15 protein-coding genes are annotated in these 11624 nt (G+C 33.5%); 7 read left to right on the plus strand and 8 right to left on the minus strand.

The genetic code is table 11. The features are described 5' to 3' along the window. Positions 1 to 214: 214 nt before the first annotated feature. From PYW37_RS10955 to PYW37_RS10965, 3 genes are all read left to right on the plus strand, one after another. Positions 215 to 754, plus strand: coding sequence for a PadR family transcriptional regulator (locus tag PYW37_RS10955; protein ID WP_004254847.1), 540 nt, complete (start codon positions 215 to 217; stop codon positions 752 to 754). A 193-nt stretch (positions 755 to 947) separates the two neighbouring features. Continuing rightward, a complete protein-coding gene (locus PYW37_RS10960; RefSeq protein ID WP_370664257.1) occupies positions 948 to 2399 on the plus strand; it encodes a glycosyl hydrolase family 18 protein in 1452 nt (483 codons plus the stop codon). Between the two features lie 19 nt (positions 2400 to 2418). Beyond that, on the plus strand, positions 2419 to 3081 hold the full coding sequence (locus tag PYW37_RS10965) for a lytic polysaccharide monooxygenase auxiliary activity family 9 protein (protein WP_025016933.1): 663 nt from the start codon (positions 2419 to 2421) through the stop codon (positions 3079 to 3081). A gap of 42 nt (positions 3082 to 3123) precedes the next feature. Here PYW37_RS10965 and PYW37_RS10970 read toward each other — a convergent pair whose 3' ends face one another. The 8 genes from PYW37_RS10970 to PYW37_RS11005 form a co-directional block, all read right to left on the minus strand. Next, positions 3124 to 4416, minus strand: coding sequence for an adenylosuccinate synthase (locus tag PYW37_RS10970; RefSeq protein ID WP_004254838.1), 1293 nt, complete (start codon positions 4414 to 4416; stop codon positions 3124 to 3126). A 272-nt stretch (positions 4417 to 4688) separates the two neighbouring features. Then, on the minus strand, positions 4689 to 5309 hold the full coding sequence (locus PYW37_RS10975) for a cadmium resistance transporter (RefSeq protein WP_023188667.1): 621 nt from the start codon (positions 5307 to 5309) through the stop codon (positions 4689 to 4691). Between the two features lie 292 nt (positions 5310 to 5601). Continuing rightward, on the minus strand, positions 5602 to 5727 hold the full coding sequence (locus PYW37_RS10980) for a bacteriocin (RefSeq protein WP_232238877.1): 126 nt from the start codon (positions 5725 to 5727) through the stop codon (positions 5602 to 5604). A 169-nt stretch (positions 5728 to 5896) separates the two neighbouring features. Further along, complete coding sequence (locus PYW37_RS10985; RefSeq protein WP_017865065.1) at positions 5897 to 6364, minus strand: hypothetical protein; 468 nt, start codon at positions 6362 to 6364, stop codon at positions 5897 to 5899. Between the two features lie 65 nt (positions 6365 to 6429). After that, complete coding sequence (locus PYW37_RS10990) at positions 6430 to 7107, minus strand: hypothetical protein (RefSeq protein ID WP_044009611.1); 678 nt, start codon at positions 7105 to 7107, stop codon at positions 6430 to 6432. 90 nt (positions 7108 to 7197) lie between these two features. Next, positions 7198 to 7695, minus strand: coding sequence for a pyridoxamine 5'-phosphate oxidase family protein (locus PYW37_RS10995; protein ID WP_025016932.1), 498 nt, complete (start codon positions 7693 to 7695; stop codon positions 7198 to 7200). Between the two features lie 85 nt (positions 7696 to 7780). Further along, a complete protein-coding gene (locus tag PYW37_RS11000) occupies positions 7781 to 8038 on the minus strand; it encodes a hypothetical protein (protein ID WP_232238876.1) in 258 nt (85 codons plus the stop codon). Positions 8039 to 8126: 88 nt separating this feature from the next. Continuing rightward, positions 8127 to 8450 carry an iron chaperone gene (locus PYW37_RS11005; protein ID WP_023188663.1) on the minus strand — a complete coding sequence of 108 codons (324 nt, stop codon included), beginning with the start codon at positions 8448 to 8450 and terminating at the stop codon, positions 8127 to 8129. A 235-nt stretch (positions 8451 to 8685) separates the two neighbouring features. Here PYW37_RS11005 and hslO point away from each other — a divergent pair, with 235 nt between their 5' ends. The 4 genes from hslO (at position 8686) to PYW37_RS11025 (ending at position 11586) form a co-directional block, all read left to right on the plus strand. Continuing rightward, entirely contained in the window at positions 8686 to 9552 is an 867-nt protein-coding gene (gene hslO / locus PYW37_RS11010; protein WP_023188662.1) for an Hsp33 family molecular chaperone HslO, read from the plus strand. A 54-nt stretch (positions 9553 to 9606) separates the two neighbouring features. After that, positions 9607 to 10128 carry a dihydrofolate reductase family protein gene (locus PYW37_RS11015; RefSeq protein WP_023188661.1) on the plus strand — a complete coding sequence of 174 codons (522 nt, stop codon included), beginning with the start codon at positions 9607 to 9609 and terminating at the stop codon, positions 10126 to 10128. Between the two features lie 127 nt (positions 10129 to 10255). Next, complete coding sequence (gene dusB, locus PYW37_RS11020) at positions 10256 to 11260, plus strand: tRNA dihydrouridine synthase DusB (protein ID WP_012898479.1); 1005 nt, start codon at positions 10256 to 10258, stop codon at positions 11258 to 11260. A gap of 95 nt (positions 11261 to 11355) precedes the next feature. Continuing rightward, positions 11356 to 11586, plus strand: coding sequence for a hypothetical protein (locus PYW37_RS11025; protein WP_004254795.1), 231 nt, complete (start codon positions 11356 to 11358; stop codon positions 11584 to 11586). Positions 11587 to 11624 lie beyond the last annotated feature (38 nt).

Raw genomic sequence — 11624 nt, forward strand, 5'->3', positions numbered from 1 at the left:
AAAAGAGACAAATAATATTTAATTTGTCTCTTCTTTATTTGAGAAATCAATAGAATACCAGCTTATCAACATTAAATAATTATCAATTTAGATTTCCTTAAATTTCGTTATATATAATAGAATAGACAGTTTTTTAAAAATGAAGTTTAAATTCTACATCAAAAATTTACAATTTACTATTTTTTGTGTATCATGGAAATAAAGGAGAAAAAATATGAGCCATAGAGATAAATTATCTTATATTATACTTGGACTTTTAAAGACCGAACCATTAAGTGGTTATGACCTTAAGAAAAAGTTTGAAAGTGAAGTCGGTGAATTTTGGCAAGCCAACACAGGGCAAATTTATCCTTCACTTAGAGTATTATTAAACGATCAAGCCGTTACTTTTGATGTACACATTGTAGGTGAAAAGTTAGAGAAAAAAACCTATCAAATTACTCCAAAAGGAATCGAACTATTTAACGAGTGGTTAAAACACCCTGTTGACCGCTATCCAATTCAAAAAGATGAATTCATGCTCCGCCTTTATTTTCTTGATGACAAAAATGAAGAAAATCTCCAAAAACTAATTGAAGAAGAAAGTATTGTCCACCAGAAAAAACTGGAATATCTGATTAAACGTCAAAAAGACCTCTTTGGTGAAGATGAAAAAAATAAAAAAAGTGGCCACTATTTGGTTTTAGATTTTGCTATTCAAAGAGAAACTTTTAAAAAAGAATGGTTAGATTCTTTACTTAAAGATTTAAAATAAGAAAAACACTAATATTTTATGAATATTAGTGTTTTTTTATCCTTCAAAAATAATTATTTTATAAACCTTTTTATTTTTAGTTAAGGAAAAAAATTGTTAAAATAAAGTTAGCGCTTACAGAACAAGATTCCGGAATCTTTAAAATCACTATTGTTTAGGAGATATTTATATTTCAGTGAAAAAACGTAGAGAAATTAAGGCTTTTTTGGTAACAGCATCTATAGGAATTGTTGTATTAGGAGGGCAACAAGTCTTAGCAGATGCAGCTAGTGAAATGGTCAATCCAAAAGATAAAGTGCTTGTAGGTTATTGGCACAATTGGAAATCAACAGGAAAAGATGGTTATAAAGGAGGAAGTTCTGCTGACTTCAATCTTTCAAGTACACAAGAAGGCTACAATGTAATTAATGTTTCCTTTATGAAAACACCTGAAGGACAAACCCTTCCCACTTTCAAGCCTTATAACAAAACCGATACTGAATTCAGAGCCGAAATTTCAAAATTAAATGCCGAAGGTAAGAGCGTCTTAATCGCTTTAGGAGGAGCTGACGCTCATATTGAATTAAAGAAAAGTCAGGAAAGTGATTTTGTTAATGAAATCATTCGTCTTGTAGATACTTACGGCTTTGATGGATTAGATATTGATTTAGAGCAGGCTGCAATTGAAGCAGCAGATAATCAAACTGTTATCCCATCCGCTTTAAAAAAAGTTAAAGACCATTATCGAAAAGATGGTAAAAACTTTATGATTACGATGGCTCCAGAATTTCCTTATTTAACAAGTTCAGGAAAATATGCACCATATATCAACAATTTAGATTCGTACTATGATTTCATCAATCCTCAATACTATAATCAAGGAGGAGATGGTTTCTGGGATAGTGATTTAAATATGTGGATTTCTCAATCAAATGACGAAAAAAAAGAAGATTTTCTCTATGGTTTAACTCAACGTCTCGTAACAGGAACAGATGGGTTTATTAAAATCCCAGCCAGTAAATTCGTTATTGGTCTACCATCTAATAATGACGCTGCTGCAACAGGTTATGTGAAAGACCCCAATGCCGTAAAAAATGCATTGAATCGCTTAAAAGCTTCCGGTAACGAAATAAAAGGTTTAATGACTTGGTCAGTAAATTGGGATGCTGGAACCAATTCAAATGGCGAAAAATATAATAATACTTTTGTAAATACATACGCCCCAATGCTCTTTAACAATCAACCGATTGAAGATACTGAAAAACCAACCTTGCCCACAATTTCAATTAGTAATGTGACTGCTTCTACTGCCACGATTCAAGGAAAATCTACAGACAATGTTCGCATTGATCACTATGAAATTAAGATTGGTACTCAATCATTTAAAAGTACTTCCGGCTTACAAGATGTGACTGGATTATCCAAAAAAACTGAATACAATGTTGAAATTGTAGCAGTTGACCCTTCAGGTAATCGTTCTGATACGGCCAGAGCTACATTTATGACACTGGACACATCAGCGGAAAATAATACTTGGCAAAAGGATAAAGTTTATGTTCAAGGTGATCGTGTTACTTTTAATGGAGTAAATTATGAAGCAAAATGGTGGAATACTGGCCAACAACCTGACCAATCAGGAGATTTTGGTCCATGGAAAAAGCTATAAATAGGAGAGGAATAAATTTATGAAAAAACTACTTACTGGTTTATTAGTCGCTGCAGGTCTACTCAGTGTCTCCCTTTTAATTAAAACAGATACTGTATCAGCTCATGGTTATGTTCAATCACCACCAGCCAGAGGCTATCAAGGACAATTAGATTCTCAAAGTTTAGGGTGGACCGCCGCTTTTAACATTTATGGAAATGTTATTAGTAACCCACAATCTTTAGAAGCACCTAAAGGCTTCCCGGTGTCTGGTCCCGCTGATGGTCGGATTGCTTCTGCAAATGGAGGCTTAGGGCAAATAGGCGACTTTGTTCTAGATAATCAAACTAGTACACGATGGAAAAAAACATCTATTAGTACAGGTTCTAACATCTTTACTTGGAAATACACTGCACCTCATAAAACAACTAAGTGGCACTACTATATGACCAAAACAGGTTGGGACCAAAATGCACCTTTAAAACGTTCAGAATTAGAACTTATAGGGACAATCAATCACGATGGGTCTCCTGCAACAAATAATCTCTCACATACGATTAACATTCCAACTGATCGATCTGGATATCACATTGTTTTGGCTGTCTGGGATGTAGCTGATACTTCTAATGCCTTTTATAATGTAATTGATGTCAACGTCAATAATAAAAACTCTAGTTCACAAGTCTTTGGACCCTTCTTGTAAACAAAAAAAGTCAGAGCATGCTCTGGCTTTTTTATTTTGACTTTATACGCCCCAAACTGATTCTAAAACATTAGTTTGTTCACGACCAGGACCTACTGAGAAAGTCGAGATACGTACGCCAACTAGTTCACCAACCCGACGAACATAGTTACGAGCAGCTTCTGGTAACTCTTCTAAAGTTCGGCATGAAGTAATATCTTCAGACCATCCTGGCAATTCTTCATAGATTGGTTTGCAATCTGCTAATTCCTTAAGTGATGCTGGATAATGAGTAATTTGTTCACCATTACTACGTTCGTAAGCAACACAAATTTTTACTGTTTCAAGTCCTGAGAGAACGTCAATTGAATTCAAGCTAAGATTTGTCAAGCCAGAAACACGTTTTGCATGACGCATTACGACTGAGTCAAACCAACCAACACGACGTGGACGTCCTGTTGTTGTTCCATATTCATGTCCTACTTCACGAATTTGATGTCCAACTTCATCAAAAAGTTCTGTTGGGAATGGACCATCACCCACACGTGAAGTATAGGCTTTACAAACACCAACAACTTTTGAAATTTTTGATGGACCCACACCAGAGCCAATCGTTACCCCACCAGCTACTGGGTTTGATGAAGTTACAAATGGGTATGTTCCTTGGTCAATATCAAGCATTACCCCTTGCGCACCTTCAAAAAGGACACGTTTTCCTGCATCAAGGGCATCATTCAAGATAACTGAAGTATCTGTCACATATTTTTTAAGTTGTTGACCGTATTCATAGTATTCTTCAAATATTTCTTCAAATTCGATTGGTTCTGAATCATACATTTTTACAAATTCACGGTTTTTAGCTTCAAGGTTTGTACGTAAACGTTCCTCAAAGATTTCTTTGTCAAGTAAGTCTGCAACACGAATTCCGACACGAGCTGCTTTATCCATATAGGCTGGACCAATCCCTTTAATGGTTGTCCCAATCTTCTTATCGCCTTTGGCTTCTTCTTGAAGGAAGTCTAATTTTTTATGGTAAGGCAAGATAACATGTGCACGGTCTGAAATACGTAAACTCTCTGCAGAAACTCCATTTTCAGCGAGATAAGCGATTTCTTCAATCAGTGATTTTGGGTTAACAACGACACCATTCCCAATAACGGAAATCTTTTCAGGGAAGAAAATTCCTGATGGAATAAGGTGAAGTTTGAACTTTTTGCCGTCGATGACGATGGTATGACCTGCATTGTCTCCCCCTTGATAACGGGCAATAACTTCTGCATTTGAGCTTAGGAAATCTGTAATTTTACCTTTTCCTTCGTCTCCCCATTGCGTTCCGACAACTACTACTGATGGCATAATATTCTCCTTTTGGATAGTTTTGACTATCCACTTTTCTTAAAATATTTTGCACGCTCCAAGTTCGCTTGGCTGGCATTTCTAAAAAACTTCTTCAACTTTTGAACTAATTTATCAAAAGTAAAAGATAAACCATTTCTTGAAAGCTCCTATCGCACTATTTTTTATTTTATCAAAAAACATCAAGATTTACTTAAAAAATCCTGATGCTTTTGATTAAATCTAAATTATCGTTCGGAAATACGGAACTTTTTTAATCTTTAAATTATGTTTTACAAAAAACTGAGAATTTTGGAGACTGTTCCACTTTCTAGTAAAACCATTATTCCAAGTATTATATAAACAAAAGCAAGAATCCAACGACTGTATTTTTCTAAAACGTCATGAAGGTGAGGATTTTTTGCAATTGTTTTTCCAAGAAGCCCTAAAATTAATATGTTTAAGGCAAAAATTATTATTGATAATAGCAAATTATTAGCTGACAGTGTCATAAAAAATGGAGTAAACAAAGCAATATTATCCGCTCCACAACTCGCAAAAGAAATGATAATAACAGTTCCAAGCAAGCTTTTATTTTTCCTTTTTTGTAGCAATTCATCTAATTCTTCATCGTCATCATCATCCCCAAAGAATAAATATTTTATTCCTAGTCCTAAAGGAATCAGGCCCAGTAAGCCTAAAATCCACTCTTCTGGAACAAGTTTTAGGATGACCGCAAAAAATAAACTGACCAATACAAGTGCAAAAGAACCAATTATTTGTCCCAAAGTAATAGATAAATGACTTTTTTTATCAAAACGAACATATAATATTGCTAGTAATATAAGTAAATCTAGGGCTGTTGCCCAGTAGATAACCGTTGAATTTATTATAACTGAAAACATATTAACCATTTTCTAACCTCTCAAAGCTATTGAGGATGAGCTTTTTCATTATTCTACTAAATAAAAAGCTATAAGCAAAGGGTTTAAGATTGACAACTTTAAATGCTTTGAACAATTTCCATGGATATTTATTATTTTTGTTACAACTTGTAAGTTTCGATTCTTTAAATTTTAGAAAACGAATAAAAGACAGGACAATATTCTTCAGTTAAGAGCTAGAAAAATATCCATTATACAATTATTATCACTTATCTGACATTTGAGTTATTAATTTAGTGAAAGAAGCGAGATATTTTTTTCTTCAACTACTTTTAATTGACCATTTTCCAATTTTACAAATACAGCTATGTTGATAATTTGATTCATCACCAAATATAACGGTAGCTTTCTGTCCATCAGCTAAGATGATGATGTCGCCTTTTTTCATGTTCTAAATTCTTTCTATTTTATAAAAATGGATTTTATCCAGTTGGATGATAGATTACATTTATCTTGAGATTATAGTTTGCACCCTAATACAAGTTTTAATATTTTAGCAAAATAAGCTATATTTTTTCGAATTATTAGTGCTAATTGTCTTAGAAAACTTTATTTTCTCAATCATTTATCGGAAATGCATCCATAGATTTTAGAGAACGAGCAACTGGGACAATTCTTTTACTTTTTTGTTGACTTTTAAAACCTAGAGTAATTTCAGAATTATCGTTAGGCAGCTTCTTAGCAATTTTAGAAACTATTTTTTGCAGGACTATAATTTTACTTTGTGCATAAGAATCCCCCATTTGTGAATCTATATTTATATTAAATAGCCTTTTTGAATCTCTTTCTTTTTTTGGATAAACTTCAATCATATCTCCTTTAGAAATATCTGCATTTGTCACATTATGAACGACTTTATAGCTCCATTCATAATTATCAAAAGTAAGCTTCGAATCCCCTTTAACAGCAAGTTCTGATTTTAAATCTGAAATTACTGAATCGTACTTGCTATTTTTATTCTTTGAGCATGACGATAATGTTAATATTACAAGAAAAGTAAGACCCCATAAGATAATTTTTTTCATAACTACTCCTAGTTGTTAAACTCTTATTCCATGTCAATTTGTTTTTTTATTTTGTGATTGAAAAATTATGAATCTTGAGGAAATGTCCAATTTTTAGTGGTTGAATTATAATATGTTCTTGCCTCATTTATTATATTATCAAAAGTAGGAAGTCCTAATCCTCCATTTTCATAATGAGCTTCAGTATAAGCTCTTAAATGTTCAGGGAGTATTTCTTTTACTTTGTTTTCAATCGCTTCTGTACACTGCTTATAATCGCTATCATATTTTTCTTGAAACTGACTGTCACTATAACTTATTTTTGGTTCAGCATACATGGTAATGATATCTCGCAACATTTGTCTATGCCAAGCCTCTTTCTCAAGTTCAATAGATTTATATCCTTCTTCAAGTTTCTCCTGATCTTCTTGTGATAATTTTGATGAATCCTTGTAATCAATTGAAGAACCAGTATCTGTAGACTCCCTTTCTTTTTTGGAAGATTGAGAAGTGCTACTAGCAAAACTTGCTTGTGAACTCTTTGGACTGGGATAGAAAAAGATCGTTAATAAAATTCCTATCGCAAATATTAAAAGACTCACAATAACAGTTCCTAAAACAAGCACTGTTTTTTTATTAGAGTTTGGAACACTAGACTCCTCGCGTACCAAGCCTAGTGAAAGAGCCTTTTCATAGTCTTCTTCATTAGGCTCACGCCCATTTACATTTTTAAAGGATTTCTCCCACTCCTTTTTTCTAATCATTTTCTACTCCAAATTTTCATAATTTATATAAAATCATTCTCTTTTAAACAACATTTTTATGTAGCTTAACAATATCAGTCCCAAAAATTTCTAATTTTTTTTCTCAGGATGGATATTTTGTTTTACAGTATATGAGTCCAATTCAATTTTTATTACTCCAACTCGCTCTAACATTTTTTCTGGCATGGGGTCGTATTCTTTTCCTTTTGCTGCATGCTCCATTAAAAGCTCCAATGCCACCCTCTTTTCGTCCAAATTTTCTATCATTTCTGCTTTTCCAAAACCAATCAAACTTTGATAAGCATAAGAATAAGTTGAAGCATTTTTATTTCCTTCGATTAGCTTATGATGACTATCCATTTCGACAGCAACTAAAGGATTTTTTTCTAGCATTGATACTTTCTTTCCTTCTTTTGCTCCATGAACATATAGTGTTAGTTGATCATTATTATCCCAAGAATAGCCGAAATTTACTGGTACTACATAGGGGTAAATTTCTCCATTTATGGCCAGACGAACGACTTGTACTTCTTCAACCAGTTCTTTAATTAGCTCAATATCTGTAACCTGTCTTTTAGCTCTTCTCATATCCATTGTTATTATCCTTTACTTCTGTATTTGTTCAATTAATTTATATTAAATTTTTACATATGATTATTTTAAAATACCATTCTCAGGGTTTACTTATCCAACGAATCCATTCGGGCAAAGCTTCTTTTTTAGGCTTGTAACCTTTCTTAAACAACGTATAAAAATATTCTTTATTAAGACGTTCAAATATATCTAAAAATGATTCATCTACATTTTCATTTTTACGAACTGCATTGATAAAAGCAGTTAAAATAATTGCTATGAATAATCCTATATAAATTAATATAAAAAAGCAATAAATATTAATATTGGTCCAAGTGGTACAGTTCGCATAATTCACATTCTTTCTTTTAATAATTGGTTTCAGGATACATAAATTTACAAATACAAATAATTTTTATAGTTTATTATCAAAACACCAGTTAAATTTAATGGTCCAAGTTCCATTTTACAATCTCACTAACCAAGCGTTTGAGTTCATTGGTTTCAACATCATAAGGAACTTTTATGGTCCCTTTACTGCATTCATATTGTTCTTTAAGAGACGCACTATTATTTTCAATGAAGTTTGGTTTGGGATAAATTCCTATGTGCTTTTTTTGAGGACTTGCATAAATAAGGACATTCTTATCCTTAAACCATGCAGGCATTCCGGAGGAAATACGTTCTTGTGCTTCAGGAAAGACCAATTTTACAGTTTCTCTGACAATGTTCATTAACTCATCATTTTTAAAATAATCTTCAAATTCCATAGCAGGCCTCTCTCATCTTCATTATCATTTTTTTGTTGTTTTTAGTAATAATATGTTCAAAAAATTTATTTACTGCTATTAGTTTATCAAAATCCTTTATTCTTAACAAACACTTTTAAGCTTTCTCAAACATCAAAGGAAAATCTGAGGTTTTTTCTTGCTTTTATATCATTTATTGATTGACAATTTTTGTGCTCTATTGAGGTCAGTTGGGGTCTTGTGGTACAATAGACTCATGGATAAAATTATCAAATCAATCTCAAAAAATGGGCATTTCAGAGCTTTTGCTTTGGATTCAACCCTAACTGTGAAAGAAGCACAGGAACGCCATCAAACATGGCCAACTTCGACGGTTGCCTTAGGTCGTACATTGATTGCTGGACAAATTTTAGGAGCTAATGAAAAAGGTGATACTAAAATTACAGTTAAAGTTCTGGGTGATGGAACAATGGGGCCAATCATCGCAGTCGCTGACAGCCGCGGCCATGTCAAAGGTTATGTCAAAAATCGTGAACTCGACTATAAAAAAGCTTCAACTGGTGAAGTGTTAGTTGCTCCTTTTGTTGGTAATGGCTTTTTAGTTGTGGTCAAAGACATGGGACTTAAACAACCTTATAGTGGTCAAGTTGATTTAATTACTGGTGAAATTGGCGAAGACTTAGCTTGGTATTTTTTAAGTTCAGAACAAACTCCTTCTTCTGTTGGTGTGAATGTTTTGCTTAATGAAGACTCAGATACAGTCAAAATTGCTGGTGGATTTATGTTGCAAGCTTTGCCAGATGCTACTGACGAAGAAATTACCGAAATTGAACATAATATTAAAAGTATGCCTTCAATTGCAACAATGCTGACCAGTGAAGAACCATTAAAAACGATGTTAGACAATATTTATGGCGATATGGAATACAAAAATCTTGGCGAATTTCCTTTGGAATTCAAATGTGATTGTAGTAAGGAACGTTTCCTTGAAGGCATTAAATCTTTAGGAAGAGAACCAATTGAGGAAATGATAGCCGAGGATCACGGTGCTGAAATTATTTGTCAATTCTGTGAAAACAAATATGAGTATTCTGAAGATGAATTAAAAGCACTCCTTAAGTAAAATAACTAATTATTTTACTGACAGAAATTCTGTCAGTAAATAGAATTGAGAAAAATGACTGTAAAATTTTTTATTGCTTCTACATTAGACGGCTATATTGCCACCAAAGAAGAAAGTCTCCAATGGCTTTTTGATGTTGAGGGTGAGGGTGATAACGGCTATGGTGCTTTTTATAGTGATATTGATACAATCATTATGGGTAAAAAGACTTATGATTGGTTAGAAAAAGAGCAAGCCGGTCAGTGGCCTTATTCTGACAAAACTTCTTATATTTTAACTCATCAAGAAATTTCTTCTACTGACAATATCGTTTTTATTGACAAAGAAAAACTGACAGAGCTGTCAGTAAATTTTGCGGATACTGACAAAAATATCTGGGTTGTTGGCGGCGGAGAAGTCATCAAACTTTTTCTTGAAAATCATTGGGTTGATGAATTACAAGTTACCATTGCCCCAGTTTTACTAGGAGACGGAATTTCACTTTTTCCGTCAGGAAATTACAAAGAGAAACTTCAACTGATTGACACAAAAACCTACGGACAATTTGTTGAATTACATTATTTAGTAAAAAAATAGATACTGACGATTTTGTCAGTATTTTTTGTCAGTAAAACTTACTGACAGAATTCACCGACAGAGCTGTCAGTAACTTTTTAAGCCTTAAAACCTTGTGAAATCTCAAAAAATTGCTATAATATTCTTTATGACTATGGACAAAATTTACAACGAATCGTGGAAAATTGGCGATATCGAAATAAAAAATAAAATTGTGTTAGCACCAATGGCCGGAATTACGAATAAAGCTTTTCTGACTACTGCTAAAGAATTTGGAGCTGGACTTGTTGTAACTGAAATGATTTCTGATAAAGGAATTGAACATCGCAACAAAAAAACTTTGGAAATGATGGATTTTGAAGGGGTCCCTCATCCACTCTCAATGCAAATTTTTGGGGGTGAAGTAGATACTCTGGTTGAAGCAGCCAAATTTGTTGAAGCAAATACTGTTGCTGATATTATTGATATCAATATGGGTTGCCCAGTACCCAAAGTAACTAAAAACGAAGCCGGTTCTCGTCTTTTGCTTGATCCTGATAAAGTTTATGATGTGGTCTCTGCTGTTTCTAAAGCTATTTCAAGACCACTAACAGTGAAAATCCGAATTGGTTGGGATGACGACCACCTTTTTGCAGTTGAAAATGCTAAAGCAATTGAAGCGGGAGGCGGAGCGGCTGTTTCTATGCATGCACGAACCAAAGCACAAGCTTATACAGGAAATGCTCAAGAAAATTGGCACTGGCTCAAAAAATTGACCGAAAATGTCAATATTCCGGTCATCGGAAATGGCGATGTCAAGACTCCTGAAGACGCGAAACGCATGATTGATGAAACAGGCGTCACTGCGGTCATGATGGGAAGAGCAGCCCTTGGAAACCCTTGGATTCTTCATCGTACCGAGCATTATCTACGAACAGGTGAACTATTGCCTGAACCAACAGTTGCGGAAAAAATGGAAATTGCAAAACTTCACTTGGCACGTCTCGTCGAATTAAAAGGTGATAATCTTGCTAGCCGAGAATTTCGTCAGCACGCAGCATATTACCTAAAAGGAGCTTCTCGTGCAGCAAAAGTAAAAGTTGCTGTCAATCAAGCAGAATCACAAGCAGAAATTATCACTATTCTCGATAATTTTGTGAATGGAATCAAATAAAACGATATGAAATCTGGAAATTTCCAGGTTTTTTAGTTATAATAAATATAGAAATAAATATTCACACAATTCCGAAAATAGAAAGGGTTTTCTATATGCGTACTACAAAAGCCACTGAAGAAATCGAAAAAGCTATTATTCACCTGAAGAAAGCAAAACGAGAAATTAGTAATTATACTTTTGAATACAATGTTCAAAACTTGATTCAGTTAGATAAGACAATTAAGCAGTTGGAAAATATCAAAACTGGAATCAATGCAGATAGTTTTTCTGTTGAAGGAGTCAAATCTACTGGTGAAATTGAAGGCGCACGTCTTTCAAGATAATTAATTTCACTGACAAAAATAAAAAATAGCTCTCTTGA

The sequence above is a fragment of the Lactococcus lactis genome (assembly GCF_029023865.1).
Taxonomy (GTDB): domain Bacteria; phylum Bacillota; class Bacilli; order Lactobacillales; family Streptococcaceae; genus Lactococcus; species Lactococcus lactis.

Bases quoted from the DNA above. Each gene is read 5' to 3' on its own strand.
- PYW37_RS10955 (WP_004254847.1), top strand. From the start codon at position 215: ATGAGCCATAGAGATAAATTATCTTATATTATACTTGGACTTTTAAAG.
- PYW37_RS10965 (WP_025016933.1), top strand. From the start codon at position 2,419: ATGAAAAAACTACTTACTGGTTTATTAGTCGCTGCAGGTCTACTCAGT.
- PYW37_RS10970 (WP_004254838.1), bottom strand. From the start codon at position 4,416: ATGCCATCAGTAGTAGTTGTCGGAACGCAATGGGGAGACGAAGGAAAA.
- PYW37_RS10975 (WP_023188667.1), bottom strand. From the start codon at position 5,309: ATGGTTAATATGTTTTCAGTTATAATAAATTCAACGGTTATCTACTGG.
- PYW37_RS10980 (WP_232238877.1), bottom strand. From the start codon at position 5,727: ATGAAAAAAGGCGACATCATCATCTTAGCTGATGGACAGAAAGCTACC.
- PYW37_RS10985 (WP_017865065.1), bottom strand. From the start codon at position 6,364: ATGAAAAAAATTATCTTATGGGGTCTTACTTTTCTTGTAATATTAACA.
- PYW37_RS10990 (WP_044009611.1), bottom strand. From the start codon at position 7,107: ATGATTAGAAAAAAGGAGTGGGAGAAATCCTTTAAAAATGTAAATGGG.
- PYW37_RS10995 (WP_025016932.1), bottom strand. From the start codon at position 7,695: ATGAGAAGAGCTAAAAGACAGGTTACAGATATTGAGCTAATTAAAGAA.
- PYW37_RS11005 (WP_023188663.1), bottom strand. From the start codon at position 8,450: ATGGAATTTGAAGATTATTTTAAAAATGATGAGTTAATGAACATTGTC.
- hslO (WP_023188662.1), top strand. From the start codon at position 8,686: ATGGATAAAATTATCAAATCAATCTCAAAAAATGGGCATTTCAGAGCT.
- PYW37_RS11015 (WP_023188661.1), top strand. From the start codon at position 9,607: ATGACTGTAAAATTTTTTATTGCTTCTACATTAGACGGCTATATTGCC.
- dusB (WP_012898479.1), top strand. From the start codon at position 10,256: ATGACTATGGACAAAATTTACAACGAATCGTGGAAAATTGGCGATATC.
- PYW37_RS11025 (WP_004254795.1), top strand. From the start codon at position 11,356: ATGCGTACTACAAAAGCCACTGAAGAAATCGAAAAAGCTATTATTCAC.